This is a genomic window from Candidatus Vicinibacter proximus, assembly GCA_016713905.1.
Lineage (GTDB): Bacteria > Bacteroidota > Bacteroidia > Chitinophagales > Saprospiraceae > Vicinibacter > Vicinibacter proximus.
Genome location: JADJOE010000002.1, coordinates 446,730 through 468,754 on the forward strand (window position 1 = coordinate 446,730; position 22,025 = coordinate 468,754).

Consider the following 22,025-nt stretch of genomic DNA (forward strand, 5'->3'; position numbering starts at 1 on the left):
ATATAATTGATATATCAATTAAAATTACAAAAAACGAATATTTTGTAAAATTCCTGAAATTTCATGGGGCCAAAAAAACTACCTAAATGAAATGCGTTGATCTATAAATGACTAATAATGAGCAGTTTTGATAAAATATTATGAGAATGCAGAGAAGCAAAAACCTTTCTCAAAATGATGTGGCTATGCTTCTAAATACCTATCATTCGCTTATGGATTGGTACGAGCGTGTTGAGGATAAGCCTTCTATAGAGGCGGCTGCCCCTTTAGCTGATGCTTTAGAGGGATCCTTGGGTTATGTGGTAAGTACTATTGACTTACTTTTGGAAAAAAATATACTCAAACGAATCGCAGTTCGATTCAGTTCTTTACACACCTGCAACTAAAACCATTGATCTTGCTCCAACCAATCCTGGATATTATTGCAGAGTTAGCGTTCAATGTGATGGCTTGAGTGACGCCGTTAGGACTTACCTCAGAAGCCCAAAAATCGGCTTCGGTACCTTCAAATACAAATGATCCATCGGTTTGTCTTCTTCCTCCGGGTAATGCGCTGAATTGGCTTACATTGGTAGCGTTGTTGCTTACTTTCCAAAGAGGATCTTGTTTTAACATTGAGATGGTTGCCAGGGAATCATTTTTCAAAAAAGTGATCAATTTTTCCCAATCAGCCATGGTAGGTACATGCCACCCTTGTGGACACAGTTTACCGGATTGGACAGCGTACCAGTTGTACAATTTTTGATATTTAGGACCATTATTTACGTCATTATCATAATAACACCACGCTGGATTTTTCGAATTCACCCATTCGTTTTTATCGGTAATTTTTGAAATTCCGGTTTCTATGTTGACATTGGATTTCATCCAACATTGTGTGCCAATGGTAACGATGTCATATAAATTGTTATCCGCATCGCTTACCGAGGTAAAGGATCCACAATTACTGTTTTGAGATGCAGTGAATTGGTAACCATCAGATTTTTTACACTTAGTCCAGGTATCTATAACGGTAACTTCATACAAACCTGATTGACTTACGGATATTTGCGTAAAATTGCCAAGGCCATTAGACCATTCATAAGAATAGGGACCTATTCCACCACTCAACTCAACTTTTAGGATATCAGAGCCTTCCTGAATTATTTCGACTTTAAAAGCATCACATTCTTCTTGTGAGGCAATCCTGCAAGAAAGAGACGATAGAATAATAAAAGTTAAAATGGATAAGCATAATGTTTTAGTTTTCATGCCGCCTTTTTTATTGGAATATGAAATACTTGTAATCGGAATAAATATACAAATAAAAAATATTAAGAGGAGTAAATATTTCTTTTAACATTCTCAACTTGGTTATATATTGCCAAAAGCTTTTGAGGCCAATGAGATCGGAAATGTAATGTGGCCAAATGTCTCCATTATTACTCATCCGACTTTTCCTTTTTGAAAAATGCTCACCCTTTCTAAATCAATCTTATATTTCAGCCAATGTTTCCATTTCGGTTAATGTCTGCTAGATACAATATTTGTCCATTAATTTTTGTTCTTCTCCACTTGCTTTTGCTCGTTTAGCGATAAACATTAAAAGAGGAAACATCCATGTGAATATGCCCGGAAGGTTCATGTCACTCATACAAAGGACAATTGCTGAAAGCTTGATACTTTTTGGAATGGTATTCTTATCCGTGAGGCCATCTTCGGCTAATCCATAAATTATTCTTAATGAATTTTCAAAGCCTGTATGACCAGGTCATAATTTAACATTGAACTTAATTTCCCTGTCTGCTGGATTAAAGAAACCATGTACGGACATTGGTTCAACTGTATGGGTTTCACCCTCTTTTAAGATCTTAATCTCTTTATTTCCTAATTTTAGACCTAGCTCCCCTTCTATAGCTGTAAATGTTTCCGAGAATGTCTTATGGTAATGCAAGGGGTTTCCACCTTCAGGCATCAATGTTATGTCTGCTTCTGTAATTTTTCCTCCTGATTCTTCAGAGGTCTGTAAAAATGTTTCAGGGTCCTTAATGATGGGATTTACAATTGTCCTTTTCATTTTCTGCAAGTATTTTAAAGTAATTGAATCGCTCTGTCAGCATTGGTAATAGCACTCCGTGGCTAAGCGAAGATATCGAATTTTACCATTAACCTGCCCGATGGCAGGCAGTAGCTGAAGCTGAGTCCGCCAGCTGGCAGATGATTAACTACAAATGTGTCAGGGTACCACTGAATCGCCACTTTTGCCAAACTCGTGTTTTAAGCTGGAGTTCCTGTTTGTACTAGGTTACACAACATTTATATTAACTTTTTTTGTCCATTTCCAATTCCTGCTTTTTACTTTCCTTAGGGTTAGGTTTAAGAAAGCAAAGTATTAATTTTGGCAAGTAGTTTAATTACTCCTATGTAAGGAGTAAAGGACATACTACCTATTACTATTTAATAGTGCTGTTTAATAGTTTTATTTTTCAAAATTAGACTCGCTAAAAAGAGCATTCAACCGATTTTGGTGAATTAGAATTTTTTTACTTTTGCTTTTAAAATCGACTATAATCAAATTCTCATTATCATCTAAATATATTATATTATTTGTGGCTGAGTTGTATTTAAATTGAGTAGTGTTTATTCCATTTAAAAATTGTTTTTGACTTCCGTCTATTTTCATCGTCATTAAGTTTTTCGGAGATTGAATGTACATAATTGTATTTTCGTCAATCCAGTATGGTGAGTAGTTATGTGTTGTGCTGTCATTTGTTAGATTGGTATGTAAACTTCCATTTTTATCCGTCAAATATATTTGGTCTCTTTTATTTCCATATTCAGATGTATAAACTATTTTATCGGTCTTTGTATTCCAATTTGGAGCATAACATTTAAAGGTGCTGTTTTTGGTAATTTGATTTACCTCATTTTTTTGAATATTGTAAGTACAAATTTCAACTTTCGCATTTTCTCCTTTATCAATTTGAATATTATAAACAAGACTATTTCCATCGGAAGACCAACTAACCGCATACTTTTTAAACGTATCATTTACCAATAGTTTGTCTTCCTTTTGACTAAAGTTGTATAAATAAATTTGGTCGTTACCATTAACATGTTTGATATAAGCTACAGATTTACCATCTGGAGAAACGGCTAATCCTCCTCCATCAATAGGTAAAAGCTCAACTGTTTCTAACGAAATGGAAAACTTGAATTTTTTAGATATGGGAGGGTTATTTTCGGTCTTATCAACTTTAAGAATATTCAATATGATGGCTTTTCCATCAGGCATCCAAGTAAAAGCCGAAATTCGTTTTTCGAATATGGTATCTTCCTTTTGAATAACGAGATAATCAAGCGTCTCAGGATTCCAGTTGTACATCATTATTTTAGCAACATTATTAGCCACTTCCATATTAAAAATTTTAGACAGAAGATATAAAGAGCCATCAATCCCTGCCGAAACTCCTTCGGTAGTAATGATTCTGCCATTATCAACAAATCGTTTACCGGTAACTATACTAATTTTAGGGTAGTTTTTAATAAGGTTCTCAATCGCACCATAATGGCTGGTCGCCGTCATTCCGTCCAAATCACCTGTTTTGGCAAGTAGGTTTAGTCCATTACATACCGACAAAACAAATTTTGCTTTCTCATTAACTTTGGATATCCATGCTATTAATTTATCGTTGTTTACAAGTGCTAAATTATTACCACCTGGAATTATTAATATGTCTGGTATTTGGCAATCATCAATAATATACTGTGTGGTAATATTTAGAAAACTTTGACTGATTATTTTATTTGAATTTATTCCACATGTATAAACATTAAAAGCGTCTTTACCATTAAAGTTGGCTTGTTGAAACACTTCTCCAGGTCCGGCGAAATCTAAAAGTTCGACACCATCATATAACAGGATAGCAACATCTAACGGTTTATAAGTACTATCAGCCTTAAATTGACCATATGAATTCATTGAAGTTGCGAGGAATATGAAAAACAATACTATTTTCATGATTTTATTAAACTTAAGTTATTCAATGTAAAAGGAAAATATTGTTCATAGGTTATGGTTTAATTTTCCAAATTATATTGTGTTTATTTAAATATTCAGGTATTGCTGCAGACCCATACCATGTATAAACGTCTGCAATTAATAAATTTGCTTTTATGGCTGGATCTGTCTCAAGAACTTTGTTAGCTTCGACAATGGAGGTCACATTAAGAATAAACAAACCCCTGAAATCATCATTGTTTTTTCCAAATAGCCCTGCAACAATTAGTTGTTTAGCTTCAGCCATTCTCCCAATATTGGCTTGATGACCAGTATAATAGCTATCAACAAATTGTTTATTCGTTGTTTTTTTGTAGCCTGTTTTTAGAATCACCAAAACCTATATTTTCATATCATAATAATCGGCACCCAAAGACTTAGCCAAGGTAGAATCCAAATTTGGATTTGTTGTTTGTCCCATTGACGAAAATGTCAAAATAAGAGAAGTAGAAATAAAGAGAAGTGATTTCATTTGGCTGTAATTAATAGTAATGCAGTCCTTATTTGTTGATTTCAAAAGAAGTAATTTTCATGATTTATTATTTTGGACTTTAATTATTTTTCCTTTTACGATTACAAATGTTGTTGTTTTTAGATTTTCAATATTGTCAAAAGGATTTTTTTCTAAGATTAACAGGTCAGCATATTTCTCAACTTCTACAGAACCGTAAATATTTTGCTTATTCATGAAAATTGCAGGATTGATAGTTGCAGTTTTTAAAGTTTCATAATTGGATAACCCAGCTTTCGTTAGTAATTTAAGCTCCTGATGTAAACTTATGCCTGGATATACATATGGCATTCCTGCAAAATCACTACCTGCTAATAACATTACACCTTTTTCGTGAAGTCTGCTTATCAATTTTAATTGTGATAAATATGTTTTGTCAAGTGCGTCCCAATCCTCAAGTTTTTTATGTCTTTCCACTCGTTTTCCCCAAGTTATTTTCCATTCTTTTACAAGGGAAGTTGAAATATATTTGGAATACTCTTTATTTACAATTGTAGAATCCCTGAGTCGAGTTTTTAATTGGTAGGTAATAATTGTCGGGCAGATATATGTATGATGTTTTAACATCAGATCAGTTAAGCTATCAAATCTGCTTCTGCTTTCATTCCAGATCTCATATAAACCATTAAGATGTTCAATGCTTTTTTGTCCAAGGGATATAGATGTTTCTGGATTAATATATTCAGAAAGGTGTCCTGCAAAATGAAAATCATTTTTCCTGCAATAAGCGGAGATTTCTTTTAACTGTGCTTCTTTTAAAAGGGAATAAGTTTTAAAAAAATCGCTTCCATTGTTTTTTAAACTATCTAAAAGCTTGGTGATATCCGAACTGTTATCTACTGGCAGGGAGAAGTCAGAATAAACTGGTGGATTCCCATCAATCATTGGTCCCGCTCCATATATATTCAGTTTGTTTACGTTTTTCAAGCTTTTGAATGCACTCATAATTTTGAGATCTCCACCCATATCGCGAATACCTGTGATTCCATTTTTCAAAAGTGCAGGATACAACAAAGTATCATTGCTTATATCCCAGCATAAATGAAAATGCATGTCCCAAAGTCCGGGGCACAAGTACTTTCCCTTTCCATCTATATATTTTGTGTTGGTCGATGTTCTTTCTGAAAATGAATTTCCTATATAATAAATGAATTGTCCTTTTATAACGACATTCTGTTTTTTTAATATTTTTCCACTACCTACATCAATTATACTAATGTTTTTAATTATCAAAAATGTAGTATCTGATTTATTGATTTGTCCAGAAAGGATAATGGTGTTACAAATAAATATGAACAAAAAAAGTGTTCCAGATATTTTCATTCGTTAGTTGACTTTAAGCTTTTATTAAAATGAATCTTATGCTAAATTGGTTATTTTATATTTATTTTAAGGTATGGTTGTGGATAATTTTCCATTTCTCATTTTCCTAAATTAAAACATTTGTTTCCTCCAATAATAAACTTGTTCACTACCGTCGGGGTCATAAGCTCCCCAATTGTGGCAAATAACAATTGCTGTGTCCCCATATAATTGAATTTGTAGTCGCATTTCTTGAAAAAAGTGAACTTTGGTTCGTGATCAACTTAATGACCAATCAAATTCATCTTTATCAACCTTTTTATCATAAATGCGATTTGGACTTGAAAGAAGAATAAGTCTAAATCACAATAGATCAAAGTAAAGCAAGTTTCTTTGTCCTTGCGCAAAAAGGCCTCGTTTCAAGCTTTTACAATCGCAAGAATTTCTTTCTCTTCGTTTGTCAAATATTTAATTTTTTTGATTAAATGTATTGTCTAAACTTGACTTCCTTCTAACAGTTGTATTATCCTGCATTAACATAAGCAGACTTAATCCATTCCAATACTTCAATATCAATTTCGTCTATGCTTGCAATACTTATTTTGTGCGTGCACATGGCATTTGGCTTTTCCAACTCTAATTTACCCTCTGGTTGTTGTCCTTTTAAAATTATGCCAATTTCAAAACGAGTCTTTGTTGCGGGATTAAGGGTCGCAAATTGCTTTTTACGAACCAAACTTACATATGTTTTTTTTGGAGAAATTTGAATATCCTTTCCGAAAGTCAATATTTTTGAAATCAATTCATCGTAAATTGTTTTTAAGGACTCCTTTCCCTTATACTGATTATTTAATAAATCCATGTCATCTATGGACGCTGCATCAGTTTTTTTTGCTTTCAACGCCACAAAATTTGCGAAACCATATGAAAACCCATGCTCAGCTTTTAAATAATTTATGATATCTGAATGCTTTTCAATTTTGGATTGATTCACTACTTTAATCCAATGTTCTAATGGTTTTCCTGTTTTCTCAATTAATCCTTTTTCCATTTTTCAATTACTTTTATTTCCAAGCACCTAAAATGAGCCCCATGAGCGTAAACGATACAACCATATAACCCCCATTGATTAAAACATATTTTACCGGTCTGTTTTCAAATAAAGCGACAATTGCTATTGCAAACGCGACCCATCCCAAACCAGTCATAAAGCCAGCAATGGCTCCGAATGTTACATTTTCGTCTCCGATAAACATTGCCAGATTAGCCGACATAATCAGAGAGAAAAGAAACGATAGCCCAAATACCATTGGCATATTTCGCTTCTTTAAGTCGTCCTTTGTGAAGTTATTGGCAACCATCCAAGGTTTTTCGAAAACGGAATACCATACTCCACCAATCATAAAGGTGGATAAAGCTGCAAGAATTATGGCGAGCCAGTTAAGATTTTGAATTGTTTGTGTAAAGTCCATTTTTGTAACACTTAAATATGTCGCAAAAGTAAATGCACCCATAAAGGTGAAATAGTAAAAAATTAACCTTTTTTGTCTAATGGGAAAAAGTTTGTTTGTTCTTTAGGAAACTCCCTTTTTATAAAATCCTTTGGATTGAAACCTGAAAAAAGGAAAAACTCTTTAATAAAGTGAGATTGATCTGAATAATCACAACTGTATGCTACGTCTGTCCATGATATTTTTTCTTTTTCATTAAGCTTTTTCAAGATTTCATTGAACCGCAATATGCGATGAAAATATTTTGGAGTTAGTCCAACATACTTTTTGAAATGTACAATCAACTGTTTTTGAGTAGCAGGATAGCTGTCAATAACTTTTTTCAAGTTGGAGACAGGTTCCTTTTGAAGTCGTTCTATAAAAGCTAATAAGTGTTCAGGTGCATTTTTTTTGTAGTCATACCTTTCTTCTAACCAATTTGAAACAAGATTAAATTTTGCTTGCGGATTTTCTGCAATCAAAATTTCCTCTCTCAATTTTATAATTTCAGTTCCAAATATTTCTTTTGCGGATACTACTTTATCATTCAGCTCTTGAATGGGACAATGTAAAAAAGGGAATGCCCCTGCGGGTTTAAACTGAATGGCGAGCATTTCAGATTGTTGATGTGCAGATATAGAAATAAATTTTCTATGTGTACCCGAAATCCAAACTTTTGTATAGGTCTCTAGTGGTCTTAATGTCTTATTATCAAAAGTATTTCGTGGAATATTATCTAATTCAAAAACTACAAAGACATGTCCTGTGGGGACAATTCTTTCTATCGAATGATTGGGATTGAGTCCCTTAAAATACAAAACAGACTCAATGTGATCTTTAAGTTTAGTCGGAAGCTGATATTGTTCAAAAATCATATTATATAATCGACGATATCATGTCGGTATTTTTGCATCAGGTTATTTAATTTGTGGGGTGGTCTTATCATGACCGGTAACACTTTGTGGCCTGGCGTTCGTGCTAACTCGAAGCCATAAGCTTTCCACCAGGACAAAATTACCTCGATAGAGGCAACTTTCCTAACCTAAAAAACCAACATGACGCCAAGGTGCCGTCAGCGATTCGGTCTATTCCCTTTTTAATTCCCATCGCCAAATTAATCCATCTTCAGGATCTATTATTTCTGATACTTTGTTAAATCCCAAGCATATTAAAATATTTGTTGAAGCATTTTCAAAAGGTAAGGTGTGGGCAATGATCATTTTCACATGGTCAAACTTAAATGCATTAGATACTAGTCCTTTCGCTATTTCTGTACCTAGACCCTTTTGCCTATATTCTGAAATAACTTCATAACCAATTTCTACATTTCCCTCTGGTGTCGGACTGCCCTTATAACCACAGCTGCCAATTAATTTTTTGTCCTCTTTATGTATTGGAAAATAGGTCCACCACCCATTCTCGTTTTCATTTTGAGATATCTTTGTCAAAGAAAATTCTATGGGTGCCAAGCCAAATTCTGTCCAAGGTTCCATCACTGAAACATTTAAGTTTATGGAAAGAAATGATGCTCCCTTTATTGCACTGGACAATATTTCTTTATTACCCGAAATAAGTATTAAATTTTTAGTCTCAATCTTCATAAAAATAATGCACACTGTTTTATTTGTCAAGTCTAAACCCTAATGTTTTTGGACTTGGCGAAGGTGGGGTTTAGAAAGTACTAAAACTCAAATTTAGTACAAAAGTCCTACTTTTGCAAAATCCTTGTTAGCGGTTCGGGCATCTTGGCTTCAATGTCATATTTTTTTTGCAATCAAAATCAATTCAGGTTCTTTAACGGTCAGTGAAATTATTTTTTCGTTCTCCAATTGAAAAGAAATTTCGACTGAAGGCGCACCATTGTAAGTAAAAGTATGGTTGCCAATTTTTAATAAGGAACCACCAAACATACCAAGTTTTCCAAACAGAAGTCTTTTCTGACTATTTACTTTTACGGTAAAGCCATCAAATTCACCTTCTCCATATTTGTAATCACCAGCATATTTTTGCTTTTCAGTTTCATTCATTACTTGGTATTCCTGACCATCAGCATCTCCCAATTTGTTTAAATAATCAATTAATCGGATTGATTTCTTTGACTTACTATTTCCATTCTTGACATGCTGTAGTAAACTAATACCGTGTGGACCTAATGTTTTTTGCAAACCAGGCATAAATTCAATCATAGATTTGACTGTTTCATAAGCACCTAACATTGCAAAAGTAAAAATATCAGGCCTTGCTCCTTTTGATAATAAATACTGCACGATATCTTTACGACCAACATGCGAAGCGGCACCAATGGCTGTTTCCCAGTCACCAAACCCCCAATCCCAGGTAGCCCGGGCTAATTCGGGTCTCTTGTTTACAAGTTCTTTTAGCCTGTCTAAATTGAAATGAGAAACTCCAACTACCTCGCTCGTTATTTCTTCGATTATAGCTGGATATCGTTTGGGTTCTTTTAAATCATTGGTATTACTTTCATTAATGTTAAATATGTTTTTTGCACGTATTACATTATGAATAGGTAAAATTAAAAGTCCTAAAACTGAACTTTTTATCAAAACTCTTCTTGAAAACGCATTCTGATTTTCCATGTTTTTAAAGAGATAATCCTTTTTCTATATTTTTTAGATTTATTCACGTTTCTTTTGCCTGATAACTAACGATTTGCAGCTTCAAAAATTGGGCGATTTCGACTTGTTCTGACCACAGTGTCCAGTAAGCAATAAACTATCATCCAAGCAGAATCTTTGATTGAAGCTCAAAGCTTGATTTAACGACAGAACCGCCAATTTCTTTTATCTGGTGTTATAACCAGTTTTTCTATCCGTCAATTTTGCACAACCTGTAAAAAGTCAGTCCTTTTCGAGATTTGGCTACATGTCCATTTTCTAAAAATGTCCAAACATTGTGAAACTTCTTATCAGAGCTATTGTCTTTTAAGAATACTTTTTTACCTTTTGATGTCCAATTGCCTTTAATAACTATCTTTTTATCCGTATTAGACAAGTCCTGGTAAAAAAAAGTGTTGTCTGAATGCAGAGTCAACTTTATTTGGGAAGGGTCTGATCCTGAAACACCATATGTCCCGATAAACTCGTTTGTGTTCTTTTCAGTAAACGAGGACAAAAAAATAATGGTCATCCATGTGGCCAGAAATTTAATTGATTTTGTCATGTTGATTAAGTTTTGGATTGCTTATTGTTTGTCTTAAAATAGGTTTAACGTAAAGCGGGTAAATTTTAGTGCCTGCCTCCAAGATGTTATAAATGTACCAATCTCCGGCGAAATATTAAAATGCAAAATGACGGGCATTGAATTTGCTTACTTTTAAAAGCTGTAAGAGGGTACCTAGTTTAAACCCAGCTCTACCTCCTGCTGATAAAAAAGGATTAGTGTGAATTCCTTTCTTCATATACTTTTTTTGTCAGCCTGTATTGAATAACATCTTTATAAACTCCGTCAATTTTATAATGTTCTTTCATTTCAGCTTCCTTTATCATGTTGTTTTTTAACATTACCTTCCCTGATGACAAATTGTCCGGGTAGTGTGTTGCATAAATTTTGTTAAGGTGCAATGTCTCGAAGCTAACTTTTAAAATGGCTGCCAACGCTTCTGTCGCAATTCCCTTTCCCCAAAAAGGTTCTGCAATCCAATAACCGAATTGAGCGTGGTTGTTCACTTTTTCCAGGTGGTAACCAATCTCGCCAATTAATTCTTCGCTGTCTTATAGCAAGATGGCAAAAACGTAACGATCTTTGTTTTTAAATCCCTGAAGAACAAAATTCATTCTAAAAATAGCATCGTCCTCAAGATAAGGGTAAGGTATATTGATAATTCGATCCGAGATGTTTTTATTGTTGCAATATTTTAACAAGGCAGGCATGTCGCTTGGTCGGATTTTCCTTAACTTCAATTTATCTGAAATTAATTCTGGGAACTCTGTCATGCTTGTTCTTCTTTTGCTTTAGAGATTTTTCTTACAAAGATATTGTTTATGTCCACTGAAATGTCTGTATATCTCTTAGTTGTTACGGTTTGACGATTTGACGGATTTCTGGCAATAAAATTCAATAGAATTTTCCATTTATCAAATCCACCACCATTTTATCAAACCCATTTTACGTGCTGGCGTTTGCTCGGTTGTCATAGTTTTGTTCCTTGAATTAAAATTGATGCCTTTATAGATTGGTCTTTTAAGTGCAAAAACTTCTTTCTATCTTCGTCTTGCAGGAAGTTGTCAAAATCTTGTTGTGCTTGAAATTCTACAAGATGAATTTCGTAAGGTTTGTCTATATTATTTTCTATATATGAGTTTTCTTTTGGTCTAACCCGTATTAAAAGTTTTCCATTATATTTTAAAATTATTGGAATAGCTATGTTTTCAAATTCATCAAAAACTTTTTCCTGTCCTTTATTAATGTAGATTAATTGAGTTATAAAAATCATTTACTTTTAGTTTTTATTTTCTCCAAATCTATTTTAAAAAATCTCCGTCAATAATAAGAAGTTTTACACCATTTTCAGAAACTGAACGATGTGAACTAAGTTCGTCAGACACGACATAGGTTTTACCTTTTGTAAGTCTAATTTTTTCACCTGTGCTAAGTTCGATGATAAATTCTCCGTCTAAACAATGTACAACATGTCCTTTTTGACACCAATGGTCTGCTAAATATCCATTTGAATATTCTACCAGCCGCATTCTAAGTCCAGCAAATTGAATGGTTTGCCAATATGCTACACCTCTTTCTCCCTTATATTCAACTTTTTGAATGGAAGTCCAGTCTATTGTCTGAAATGGTAAATAACTCATTTTTTTAATCTTTTAATTGTTGTTAGTTTATCTGCAACGCCTGCAGGTGAAGGTTTCTGCCTTGCTATGCTGAGGAATTCAAGCTACAAATGCTCAATTCAATACAAATGTTCAATTGAGTTCTCCTATTCAAATTTACAACAAAAGCCTAACTATCAGATCGCCGATGTTAGCGCCTCTCATTTTACGAAAAATTGTCAAGTTAGGCAAAGTTATTTAATGGAATTTCTGCCCTCTTGCGAGCATTTCAATAATTTCTTTCATTCGCTTTTCTCTGGTTTCCTGTTTTTTTGCAGTCTGCAGGCGAAATCCAATGGAGAAAAGATTGGTCTTGTTGAGACCCTTATAAAACGCTTCTGCTTTTTTATTCTTGCGGAGCTCTTTTAGAAAGTCTTCAGGTATAGTCATTTTGCTTGGGGAGTCGTATGCCTTTTCCCAATTACCATTTTCTTTGGCTTTATCGATAGCTTTTAATCCTGCAGGTTTCATTCTTCCTGCCTCGATTAATCTTTGGACATGTCCAATATTTATTTTAGACCAAATACTCTTGTCTCTTCTGGGACAAAATTTTTGCAGATATGCCAGTTCGTCAAATGTTTTTTTTTGACCATCAATCCACCCATAGCAAAGCGCTACATCCAATGCTTCTGCATAGCTGATGGTCTTTATCCCGGAATCTTTCTTGAATATTTTGAGCCAAAGTCCATTTAAATTGTCCTGATTCTTTTCGAGCCAGGTTTCAAATGTTTCGGCGGTTTTGAATTCTATGATTGGAATAGTATTTAATAAACTCATCTTACTGTGGTTTTTTCCTGTGTATGCTTGTCATAAGCGCTATTTGGCTTTGTGTTCGTTGTGGAATGAAAGGCTTTAAGTGTCTTGTCCTAAAATAGTCTTACACAAAATCATTGTAAATATGAATAAATTAATTGTAAAAATGTAGATAAATATTTTACTTAGGAGAACCAATATCGAATAATCCAATAGATGATTTCGAATGGCTGTATAAAGCTTGAGATCTGGAAAAAGTACACGCAAAGGATGAAGAGCATGGTCAATTGTTAAGATGAATGAAGATGTTAGGTTATTCTGTCTCAGGAAGGCCAATTAGCGTTAAATTAAGTCATATCAAGACAGATATGGCAGCTAAAATAAAGAAAGTTAAACTTATTAAGGCCTCCGAAGCATCCTCTGAAAATCTTCAATTAAGAAAATAAGATTTGAATTAGAAAAACAACTGAAGGGTGCAGAACTTAAAGCAATTGCATTTTCTATAATGGTTAATATTGCAGTGAAAGAATTCTAAATTCCAATTAGAAAAAAGCTAAATACCAAGCCCTAGAGACTATGAAAAGTAATTCTAGACACATAGGATTAGCCAAGTTATGTAGATAGTTTGGTATGAGCAGACAGGCTTATTATAAATATAACTAGAAAATTATATCAACTGCCATAGAGGTAAAAATGATTTTAAAGAAGGTAAAATGTATAAGGCAAGATTATCATAGAATGGCCTCTAGAAAGCGCTATGAAATGCTTCAGCCATTTATATTAGAACAACATATAAAGATAGATAGAGATGGTCAATTTGACTTGCTTTTATCCATTAATCTGTTGGTGAGAAAAGGTAAACGGAAGATAAAAACAACAAATTCATATTACAGACTGAGGAAATATTCCAATCTAATCCGGGAGATGAATCCAACAGCTATTAAACAACTATGTTTAAGCAATATTATTAACTACTGCAAGTTAAAGCAGGGACATCTAAAAATTAGTTTAATTATGGACTCATATTCTCATAAATTTGTAGGTTACCATGTAGGAGAAACAATGGAAACAATTGAAAGCATACATGCATCAGAAATGGCCTTATCTAAAATAAAATCAGAAGACCATATGAATTTAATACACCATAGTGTTAGAGGAATTCAATATATTAGTCAAGCTTATGTAAAGCTATTGCAGGATTACAAGATTCAAATAAGCATGACTGAGAATGGAGATCCTTTAGAAAATGCAGTAGCAGAAAGATTAACAGTATTATCAAAGAGGAATACTTAGATACTTATGAAGTAAAAAATCTAAAGGATGTTAAGATTTTGCTTAAAAAAGCAATTGACTTATAACAATAAAAGACCACATTTAGATATTGGAAACTTTTCACCTGAAGAAATTCTTCAATCAAAAGACCAATTAAATACAAAAATTATGGAAGAACCATTTTCAAAAACAAACTACATTTTTAGACCAATTTAAAGGACTAAGAAACAAGTGTAAACTAAGAGCAGGATATATTTATTAACCTGAAAACTTTTTTTAGGACGAGACAAACTTGATATGAAGAACAAAGCTTCATTTAACCATTGAACCGCCAATTTCTTGTAGCTGCTGTTATGCGGTCTTGCTTTCTTCATTGATCACTTTTGAATTATTATTTACTTCCATATTCTCCTTCAATTTAATGTTATCCTCAATTATATCTTATTGAATTAAGTAAAACCTGTAATAAGGGTTTAAAAACTTTCTGAGCAACGAGATCAGGAAGTTTTGAGTAACGGGTAATTTTCAATTTATAAAACCAAAAGATTCGATATGTGCAAACAAACATCTATTTTCAGTTTCCTCACAGATGAATCCTACCTTGGGGAAGGGAGGAGTTACCGCTTCAATTATCCAACCATTCTCGCTTTTTTTTATAGCAGATGTGGTCAATATATTTTAAAAACATTTCCCACTTATACAATGTCCAAAATAGACTTATTCGCCAATTTGCATGCCACCTGTAACTTTCACATATTTTTTATAATTGGTGTTTCATTTTGTAAAATTTATTTTAAGATTCAAAACCAGTCAAATAATCGACCTGGTGTACAATTTATAGCCATTGAATGTTCAAGATTTATCATCCATAAATCTCGATATTAGTTTTTAGTGGTTCATATCTTGCGATCATGAAATCACTTTAAATATTGTTACTATGCCGGTAATTAAAAATAAAAACATTATAATGGATTTCCATTGTTGTTCTGAAACTCTCATTAAGATTTTTTTTCTATATATGTTCCCGAAATGCTGACTACTGGTAAAATTGGAAAGACATAGAGGTCGTACTTGCGCACATGTCCATTGAGAAAGTAAACAAAACTTCTGATGGAATCAATTGCCAAATCAATTATAGTCAGGGTGGCTGTAAACACATCCATTCTAGGATAATATGCCCCTAATGCTATTCCTTTGATTGTTCCTCCTGTTCCTACTAATCCCGCAAATAATCCTGAAAAAGTTCTCCCGATAATTGAATTTAAGTTATTGAGTTTCAGGGTAATATATTTAAAAGTAAGATGAACCAAACTGACAGCAATCAGGAATAATGCAAGTGAGATTTCAAGAATTTTAGTTTCAACGAAATTGCTAAGCAATGCTCCAACAATTACAAAAGAACTAAAGGAATACCAATAGAAATCACAAGCCATTTATCAAACTCCTTTCAGAAAAAGGCAATCTCTGCAAGGTTACTTGACACATGAGACAATGCTGTTATTCCAAGCACAGAATGAAAATCTAAAAAAGTAAAAGGCAATAGGCACAAAAATTAAAGAATAGCCAGATCCCACAACTGTTCCAAGAATTTCGGTAAGTAAGGCGAATAGATTGAATAATGGTAAATTCTCCAATGTCAGTTTGTTTTAATTCTGGCTTTGAACTGTAGCACAAACATGACACATAACGTTTATCGATTTGGCGCCTGTGGGGTTTAGCAAGTAATAATGTTCAAATTTAGTAAAAAATCGAATAAAAAATCTAAATTTTCAGTCTAATATGAAAGCTCCACTTTTGCAAAGACTATGTTTGCAGCCGTTAGGTTACTCAAAGTATTTGCTGTCAATTATAAATTTTTTCAAGCTTTTAATTTCAATTATATTTGTCAAATCCATTAATTGAAGATTGTTTACGTTATAATAGCTCCGAGCAATCTGGGCACCCATGAAATATCCTAAATCTCTTGGGTGGTTAACGAAAAGTTTGACGTTGCCACCAAACCAATCACCGCTTCCTTTGTTCCATAACTCTTGTTTGATTTTGATTTTGAGATTATTTTCATTTTTTAGCCCGTAATTAAAGTAATTCCCATTGTTGCCATGGTTCACGATTAACTGTGATACAAAATCAGGGATACCCTCTTTGAGTATTCTGTTTGCAAGGAAATCACCACTCAAAGCCTTTACTACCTTTTTTCCGTGTGTGTATTGTTGAACATGAACAAGTTCGTGAACTATTGTACGATAAAAATTGCTTCTTGAGACATAATCTTGAGTGGAAATACTTAATTCATTGATGATTGTATTCGTATCTAATCCATGGTATTCAAGCCCAATGTAAACAAGATTGCGATTACCTTCAATTTCGATATTTCCACCGGTATTAAAATTTCCAATTGCAATGCAGATGTCGGCTTGTTTGAAATTGGGATATAATTTTTGAAAACGTTTTACAACTTCTCTTATTGAATCCTGGGAATTTATTAATTTATAAGTGTTTTCACGAAGAGTTTCATAAAATTTAGGATATCGTTTAATTTGAAAAGTGTAATCACTTGCTTTGATGTTCCATTTTTTAATAAAAATTTTGAACTCGTCTGTAGCTCTATCAATAACTAACTTTTGAAAAGTTGCAGAAGTATCTCTGCTAAATTTCAAATTGTCAATCGCTTCCCAAAAATTGGTTACATCTTTTGATAATATTGCAAAATCATTATGCTGCGCCAAAAGGCTTTTCGTAAGAATTATTAAGGCAAAAATAAAAATAGATTTTCGGATCATCGTAAGTAATTTTAAAGGTTGCATAAAGTATTGCAGCAAATAGAAGTGGGCGATTTCGGAGACGAAAACTGTCTTCCAGCAGCAAACTTGATACAAAGAACAAATCTTCATTAAACCACTGAATCGCCAATTGCTGGTAGCTGCTGTTAGGTGCTGTTTTATTTTAAGTTCCGCATATCTTTGACAAGAGAATTTATATTCGTGATGATATCATTTTCAATTGCGTTATAGTCCTTCAGATCTTTCTTGCCGATTGATGTCATCTGATGCATGGTTTTCGTATTAAGTATTCTGATTTCATATCCCCATTTAACCGTGTCAATTCCATATATGTCCGGATGAGTCTCAGTAAATCTGGTCATCAAGAAATAATCAGCCTCGACTTTATCAATAATTGGTTTACAGTATCTTTTATCATACACACCATAATAGGATGTGTTCATTAGAGTTTTATAAGGAAATGGGACAACAACTATTCCTTCGAATTTCTCCAATTCTCGCGACATTATAGGCACGAAATCATAACCAGATGTGCCAAAGTCGTATCCATTGCTACAGGGCAGTAGCAAAACGCTCATTTTTGAGAAATCATTTTGTTTAAGTGAATCATTGGTAGTGCTTTTGGATAAGTCCTGGCTAATGATTGAATCAACTAATTCTGTATTTGAAGTATCTGGCAATTTATAAAACCGATCTAATTCTCTATTTTTTTGAGAATCCTGACAACAGAAGAGAATTAAATTCAAGAATGCAACTATGATCTTCATGTTCTAATATGCGTGATATTCACTATGTGGAAATAGCACATAACGTTTTTGGGACTGGCGAAGCTGTGGATTTTCAACATCCCAAATGCAATCAGGATTGATGCGGAGAACCAAACTTTGATTCACCACAAATTTGTCAGCGGAGTATTGAACCACGACTTTTTCCAAACCCTTGTTCAAGCGACACCATTCGGTGAAGTTCTTGCCAAGAATACTTTCATATTTAATCACATACAAAAATGCTTAAAAATTGTGAAAGGAAATGCAATTTCTACCAACAAATTAAATGCTAATGTCTTAAATTGGTTAAGACTATTGGAACAGACTCTTGTAATCCTGGAACATGGACATGGGATGATCCGGAACTATGTACAAGAGATGAAGCTCCTGTTCAAGTTTTACTATGATCGGGATGTGGAGTAAATCACCCAATCAGATATTGAACAATACATTATACACATTAAAAAAGTACATTTGGTAGGATGGGCCTAATGTAGGGGAGTAGCTCAATCCTGTAGTTTTTTCTTTAAACGGCTGATGCCTTCAGATTACATTGTGCCGAGTAATCTTTATCCAATAAAACAATTTGTACTTACAAATTTTATGAGTGAGGAAGAGATAGTACAATTGTTTGCGGCACTCCTTAGCTTAAAAGAATATTGTGTACTATCCTTAATATATGGTTGTGGTATGAGAATTAGTGAAGTATGTAAACTTCGGATTCATGATATAGAAAGTGAGAATTCGTGTGTAAAAATTTATCAGGGCAAAGGTGCCAAAGATAGATATACACTGCTGCCAACAATATTGGTGGAAAAATTACGAGTATATTAAATTGAATTAGGACGTCTGAAAATTTATCTCTTTATTAGTGGTCAGACAAAGACTGCATTGTGTGTTAGAAGTATGCAAATTAAAATAAATGCAGAATGGAAAAATCAAGATTTAGAGAAAAAGGATATACCGCACACACCTTGCAACACAGTTTTGCCACCCCACTTTTAAATAGAAGCAATAATATTCATGTTATTAAAACACTGTTGGACCATTCCAAACTGGAGACCACGATGGTCTACCTACATTTGCAAAAGCACTCTCAACTTGGGATACGTACTCCATTAGAATTTGTGTCAGATGACCCAAAGTCTTTGTGAACTAAGACAATTATTGCATACAAAAATATTTACGCATCCATCCTCAACCAAATTTAATCCCTAAAGCAAGGCAGTACTTCACAAGCTAGCTAAATTCTACAGTAAAGATATAGGTAGGCATGTATACCATTGCAACAGTTGTCATCATATTCATTATCAGTATCATTGTTGCGGGGATAGACATTGTTCAAATTGTAGCTGCATCAAGGGTCAGGAATATATTCACAATAGGATGGTCGAATTTATTCCAACGCAGTATTATCATGTTGTGTTCACATGCCACAAGAAATGCAAAATCTATGTATGACCAATGGGAAATTGATATTTGATTTGATTTTTGAGTGTGGACATTATACCCTTCTCAAACTGCGCCAGAATGAAAGTTACTAAGGTAGAACACCAGGTATTAAAAGCATACTTCATACCAATGAACAAGATCTTAGTTTTCATCTGCATATACACAATATCGTTAGTGGTGGCAGGATAACCAAAGAGGGTAAATTGATCATGGAAAAGCAGGGTAACGGATTATTCCTTTTTCCCAGACGAGCTATGGAGAAAATTTATAAGGTATAATTGATACACCGAATCCGAAGTTTAGATAAGAAGAATAAATTAAAAATTTCATCCCCTTGGAAGAATCCAAAAGAGTGACCAGTGTGATAATTCCAGTAGATTTGCAATGCATCATTAAATTCGGGATTGATCCTCTTCAATGTAAAAATTGTGCTGATGGAATATTGATCTAGATTGCAACTTTCAGAAATCATCATAGATTTTTAATTCCTGTGGATATCAACAAAAACAAAGGGTCGCCAAATAACATAAATTCAATACCATGAAAATGACAATTCGAAAAATATTTCCATCACAGATTTCCTATAAGTTTAAAACTATGGGTAAGGGGAGTTGTAGCGTCAAGGATACAATATTTACTACTAATCCTCTTAATTTGTCTAAATTAGTAAACCAGTATCCCAAAAAAGTACTAAAAATACCCCTACAGGACAAAGGGCGGACTCGCTGAACACCGTTTAACCTAAAGCATATATCTTCACAATTGATCTTGATCCGTATACCCCTTTGTAAACTGCTGCTTTAGTCAATACGGCTATATGTTTGCAGTTCGTGCTTCTTGTCAGTCGGGTCGTGTTTTTTGTCTGATTATCGTTTCACTGCATAACCCATATAACCTACTTTCAGGTCGTTGCTTTCGATCATTTTCACTTTTTTTCCGAACTCCGCAAAAGTCAGCTTGCCTTTTGCTCTCTGTCTAAGCAAACGAATTAGCTGGATTGGGTTTACGTTTGGTGACATTCCCTTTACCTGCTTTACTTCCATTCCGTGCGCGAAACAAAGTTCTTTCAATTCAGCAGGTTTGATAAACATTTCATAAACGTGCAGTCCAGGTTGCACCAATGCTGTTGATTTCCATTCCTGCCAAATTTTTATGATGATGAGCTTGCTCAAAGGTGTTCGGTTAATTGTGTCAAAAAAGAACACGCCACCTCGTTTTAAAACCCTGCTGATTTCTGCAACGGATTTGTTTAAATCACGAACGTGTTCCAATACGTCACAGCAATACACCACGTCAAAGCTGTTGTCGAGATAAGGCAATTTTTCTGCCGTGCCTGTTTCGTAATGAATGTTTAATCTGTTTTGTTTTGCATGGTTCAGGGCTGTTCTTATGGAATTTTCCGAAGGGTCTATCCCTGTAACCCTAAACCCTGCTGCTGCAAATTCTTCCGCTAAAATCCCGCCTCCGCAACCCACGTCCAATGCAGTTTTCTCTTTTGGGGATTGTTTTAAAATGTCGGTGTAGTGTTTTAGGAAATAGCCAAACCTGCACGGATTGAACGAAGTTTTTAACAAGCTTAGGAACTCGTTTTCATTCCACCAGATGTCTTTTTCCGCATTGTAAAATCGGTTGTCAATGCGATTGTAAATGTCGTTTGAAATAGTTTGCATGTATTTTCGTTTTAAATGTTAATGCAAACCTACATCCCTTTCAAGCCACGATTGATTAACTGCGGTTAAGAAATTACTTGTTGTCAAAAATTCGTTTTCTCAATCGACTTAGCGATTGGGGTTCAATGCCCAGATAAGCGGCAATATATTGTTGGGGAACTCGTTGCAAGGTCTGCGGTTGTCGCTGAATAAGGTCTAAATATCTCTCCTCTACCGATTTAAAGCGAATTTCTTGAATACGATTCATCATGGCTGCATGGCTCTTTCGTACCAACTGTATATGTCCGTCTTTGAATTTAGGATACTGCTCCATAAGGTTGAAAAAGTCATTACGATTGATAACGTCAATAGTACTGGTCTCAATCGCCTGAATATTGTAAACGGTTGGCGTTTGATTTTCCAAGCTGTGCAGGTCGGCAAGCCACCAATCTTCAAAACCAAAATGAGTTACGCTTTCATGCAGATTGTCGTCTACTGTATAATTGCGAAAACAACCATGCTCTACATAAGCTACTCGTTTGCAAATTTCCCCTTCATGTAAAATGTGTTCCTTTCGTTTTATGTCAAGCGCTGTGAAATGCGATAAAATGTCATTCAGTTCACTATCAGTAAACCACTTTGTTGATTTTAAAAAGTCTTTAAGTCGGGTCATAACTAACTTACTCACTTGGGGAAAAGTTCGCTAAAGTATGACTGCCAAAGGTTTTGGCGTGGCACAGTAGAGGATTAAAAGCACAAATGTTGAGCCTATCACTTCTGCACCCATTGCGTTCAAACCCTTGTAAGTCGTTCGTTGTTTTATCATTTGTTTTTGCCTATGTTGAAAATTGTGTCAAATGGTGGTTGAAATGAACGTATTGAAGTTGTCCCCAATTGTCTTTTGAAAATTTACCAAAAATAAGGGAGTTGTCCAATTTCTACTTCATTCCCTTTGGTTAAAAAATCATTCAAATTTTGAAGAAGTCGTAATTTTTCGATTTCAAAGTTCTTTTCATCTGTTACAAGGAATATTGGAAATGTCTTTTGGTTATTACCCAAGTCGCCTTTTTTTACAGCATTAAGAGCAATTTTCTTTACTAATGTTCGCATTATAAAATTACCCTTATCCACAAAATGTGTTTTGCCCAAAGCCATATCTAATCTAATAGAAC

The 22,025-nt window shown here is 34.0% G+C and carries 26 protein-coding genes and 3 pseudogenes; 7 read left to right on the plus strand and 22 right to left on the minus strand.

The window, feature by feature from the left end; all coding sequences use genetic code 11:
• Nucleotides 1-146 precede the first annotated feature (146 nt).
• Nucleotides 147-386 carry a hypothetical protein gene (locus IPJ83_08120; protein MBK7880509.1) on the plus strand — a complete coding sequence of 80 codons (240 nt, stop codon included), beginning with the start codon at nucleotides 147-149 and terminating at the stop codon, nucleotides 384-386.
• Here the strand turns inward: IPJ83_08120 and IPJ83_08125 are convergent.
• From IPJ83_08125 to IPJ83_08200, 16 genes and pseudogenes are all read right to left on the minus strand, one after another.
• The gene (locus IPJ83_08125) at nucleotides 361-1,251 is read right to left on the minus strand and encodes a hypothetical protein (protein MBK7880510.1); all 891 of its coding nucleotides are present in this window, start codon (nucleotides 1,249-1,251) and stop codon (nucleotides 361-363) included. The genes IPJ83_08120 and IPJ83_08125 overlap by 26 nt on opposite strands.
• 499 nt (nucleotides 1,252-1,750) lie before the next feature.
• Complete coding sequence (locus IPJ83_08130; protein ID MBK7880511.1) at nucleotides 1,751-2,056, minus strand: cupin domain-containing protein; 306 nt, start codon at nucleotides 2,054-2,056, stop codon at nucleotides 1,751-1,753.
• 402 nt (nucleotides 2,057-2,458) lie between these two features.
• A complete protein-coding gene (locus IPJ83_08135) occupies nucleotides 2,459-4,000 on the minus strand; it encodes a DJ-1/PfpI family protein (GenBank protein ID MBK7880512.1) in 1,542 nt (513 codons plus the stop codon).
• A 52-nt stretch (nucleotides 4,001-4,052) separates the two neighbouring features.
• Nucleotides 4,053-4,511 (minus strand): annotated as a pseudogene (locus IPJ83_08140) (hypothetical protein).
• 57 nt (nucleotides 4,512-4,568) lie between these two features.
• The gene (locus tag IPJ83_08145) at nucleotides 4,569-5,873 is read right to left on the minus strand and encodes an amidohydrolase family protein (GenBank protein ID MBK7880513.1); all 1,305 of its coding nucleotides are present in this window, start codon (nucleotides 5,871-5,873) and stop codon (nucleotides 4,569-4,571) included.
• Between the two features lie 502 nt (nucleotides 5,874-6,375).
• The gene (locus tag IPJ83_08150; protein ID MBK7880514.1) at nucleotides 6,376-6,903 is read right to left on the minus strand and encodes a DUF4287 domain-containing protein; all 528 of its coding nucleotides are present in this window, start codon (nucleotides 6,901-6,903) and stop codon (nucleotides 6,376-6,378) included.
• A gap of 13 nt (nucleotides 6,904-6,916) precedes the next feature.
• The gene (locus IPJ83_08155) at nucleotides 6,917-7,324 is read right to left on the minus strand and encodes a DUF1761 domain-containing protein (protein ID MBK7880515.1); all 408 of its coding nucleotides are present in this window, start codon (nucleotides 7,322-7,324) and stop codon (nucleotides 6,917-6,919) included.
• 62 nt (nucleotides 7,325-7,386) lie between these two features.
• Complete coding sequence (locus tag IPJ83_08160) at nucleotides 7,387-8,217, minus strand: AraC family transcriptional regulator (GenBank protein MBK7880516.1); 831 nt, start codon at nucleotides 8,215-8,217, stop codon at nucleotides 7,387-7,389.
• A 210-nt stretch (nucleotides 8,218-8,427) separates the two neighbouring features.
• Nucleotides 8,428-8,835 carry a GNAT family N-acetyltransferase gene (locus IPJ83_08165; GenBank protein MBK7880517.1) on the minus strand — a complete coding sequence of 136 codons (408 nt, stop codon included), beginning with the start codon at nucleotides 8,833-8,835 and terminating at the stop codon, nucleotides 8,428-8,430.
• Nucleotides 8,836-9,408: 573 nt separating this feature from the next.
• Nucleotides 9,409-9,780 (minus strand): annotated as a pseudogene (locus tag IPJ83_08170) (ankyrin repeat domain-containing protein).
• 388 nt (nucleotides 9,781-10,168) lie between these two features.
• Entirely contained in the window at nucleotides 10,169-10,522 is a 354-nt protein-coding gene (locus IPJ83_08175; GenBank protein ID MBK7880518.1) for a hypothetical protein, read from the minus strand.
• A gap of 215 nt (nucleotides 10,523-10,737) precedes the next feature.
• Entirely contained in the window at nucleotides 10,738-11,028 is a 291-nt protein-coding gene (locus IPJ83_08180; GenBank protein ID MBK7880519.1) for a GNAT family N-acetyltransferase, read from the minus strand.
• Nucleotides 11,029-11,073: 45 nt separating this feature from the next.
• Nucleotides 11,074-11,262 (minus strand): hypothetical protein, encoded by a 189-nt coding sequence (locus tag IPJ83_08185; protein MBK7880520.1) that lies wholly within the window; start codon nucleotides 11,260-11,262, stop codon nucleotides 11,074-11,076.
• Nucleotides 11,263-11,492: 230 nt separating this feature from the next.
• Entirely contained in the window at nucleotides 11,493-11,795 is a 303-nt protein-coding gene (locus tag IPJ83_08190; GenBank protein ID MBK7880521.1) for a DUF1330 domain-containing protein, read from the minus strand.
• A gap of 28 nt (nucleotides 11,796-11,823) precedes the next feature.
• Nucleotides 11,824-12,162, minus strand: coding sequence for a DHCW motif cupin fold protein (locus tag IPJ83_08195; protein ID MBK7880522.1), 339 nt, complete (start codon nucleotides 12,160-12,162; stop codon nucleotides 11,824-11,826).
• Between the two features lie 216 nt (nucleotides 12,163-12,378).
• Nucleotides 12,379-12,957 (minus strand): YdeI/OmpD-associated family protein, encoded by a 579-nt coding sequence (locus IPJ83_08200; protein ID MBK7880523.1) that lies wholly within the window; start codon nucleotides 12,955-12,957, stop codon nucleotides 12,379-12,381.
• 669 nt (nucleotides 12,958-13,626) lie between these two features.
• On the opposite strand from IPJ83_08200, the gene IPJ83_08205 reads away from it, so the two are divergent.
• Complete coding sequence (locus tag IPJ83_08205) at nucleotides 13,627-14,226, plus strand: DDE-type integrase/transposase/recombinase (protein ID MBK7880524.1); 600 nt, start codon at nucleotides 13,627-13,629, stop codon at nucleotides 14,224-14,226.
• Between the two features lie 888 nt (nucleotides 14,227-15,114).
• Here IPJ83_08205 and IPJ83_08210 read toward each other — a convergent pair.
• The 3 genes and pseudogenes from IPJ83_08210 to IPJ83_08220 all read right to left on the minus strand — a co-directional run bounded on the left by IPJ83_08210 (nucleotide 15,115) and on the right by IPJ83_08220 (nucleotide 17,752).
• Nucleotides 15,115-15,839 (minus strand): annotated as a pseudogene (locus IPJ83_08210) (sulfite exporter TauE/SafE family protein).
• Between the two features lie 189 nt (nucleotides 15,840-16,028).
• Complete coding sequence (locus IPJ83_08215) at nucleotides 16,029-16,985, minus strand: hypothetical protein (GenBank protein MBK7880525.1); 957 nt, start codon at nucleotides 16,983-16,985, stop codon at nucleotides 16,029-16,031.
• A gap of 158 nt (nucleotides 16,986-17,143) precedes the next feature.
• On the minus strand, nucleotides 17,144-17,752 hold the full coding sequence (locus IPJ83_08220; GenBank protein MBK7880526.1) for a hypothetical protein: 609 nt from the start codon (nucleotides 17,750-17,752) through the stop codon (nucleotides 17,144-17,146).
• A gap of 48 nt (nucleotides 17,753-17,800) precedes the next feature.
• On the opposite strand from IPJ83_08220, the gene IPJ83_08225 reads away from it, so the two are divergent.
• The 5 genes from IPJ83_08225 (at nucleotide 17,801) to IPJ83_08245 (ending at nucleotide 19,482) form a co-directional block, all read left to right on the plus strand.
• Complete coding sequence (locus tag IPJ83_08225) at nucleotides 17,801-18,175, plus strand: hypothetical protein (GenBank protein MBK7880527.1); 375 nt, start codon at nucleotides 17,801-17,803, stop codon at nucleotides 18,173-18,175.
• Nucleotides 18,176-18,289: 114 nt separating this feature from the next.
• Nucleotides 18,290-18,586: a tyrosine-type recombinase/integrase gene (locus IPJ83_08230; GenBank protein ID MBK7880528.1), complete on the plus strand. Its 297-nt coding sequence runs from the start codon at nucleotides 18,290-18,292 to the stop codon at nucleotides 18,584-18,586.
• Nucleotides 18,587-18,681: 95 nt separating this feature from the next.
• On the plus strand, nucleotides 18,682-18,906 hold the full coding sequence (locus IPJ83_08235; GenBank protein ID MBK7880529.1) for a tyrosine-type recombinase/integrase: 225 nt from the start codon (nucleotides 18,682-18,684) through the stop codon (nucleotides 18,904-18,906).
• 109 nt (nucleotides 18,907-19,015) lie between these two features.
• A complete protein-coding gene (locus tag IPJ83_08240; protein MBK7880530.1) occupies nucleotides 19,016-19,213 on the plus strand; it encodes a transposase zinc-binding domain-containing protein in 198 nt (65 codons plus the stop codon).
• A gap of 98 nt (nucleotides 19,214-19,311) precedes the next feature.
• A complete protein-coding gene (locus tag IPJ83_08245; protein ID MBK7880531.1) occupies nucleotides 19,312-19,482 on the plus strand; it encodes a transposase in 171 nt (56 codons plus the stop codon).
• A 588-nt stretch (nucleotides 19,483-20,070) separates the two neighbouring features.
• Here the strand turns inward: IPJ83_08245 and ubiG are convergent.
• The 3 genes from ubiG to IPJ83_08260 all read right to left on the minus strand — a co-directional run bounded on the left by ubiG (nucleotide 20,071) and on the right by IPJ83_08260 (nucleotide 22,008).
• The gene (ubiG, locus tag IPJ83_08250) at nucleotides 20,071-20,874 is read right to left on the minus strand and encodes a 3-demethylubiquinone-9 3-O-methyltransferase (GenBank protein ID MBK7880532.1); all 804 of its coding nucleotides are present in this window, start codon (nucleotides 20,872-20,874) and stop codon (nucleotides 20,071-20,073) included.
• Nucleotides 20,875-20,947: 73 nt separating this feature from the next.
• Nucleotides 20,948-21,541: a Crp/Fnr family transcriptional regulator gene (locus IPJ83_08255; GenBank protein ID MBK7880533.1), complete on the minus strand. Its 594-nt coding sequence runs from the start codon at nucleotides 21,539-21,541 to the stop codon at nucleotides 20,948-20,950.
• Between the two features lie 221 nt (nucleotides 21,542-21,762).
• On the minus strand, nucleotides 21,763-22,008 hold the full coding sequence (locus tag IPJ83_08260; protein ID MBK7880534.1) for a hypothetical protein: 246 nt from the start codon (nucleotides 22,006-22,008) through the stop codon (nucleotides 21,763-21,765).
• Nucleotides 22,009-22,025: the final 17 nt, after the last annotated feature.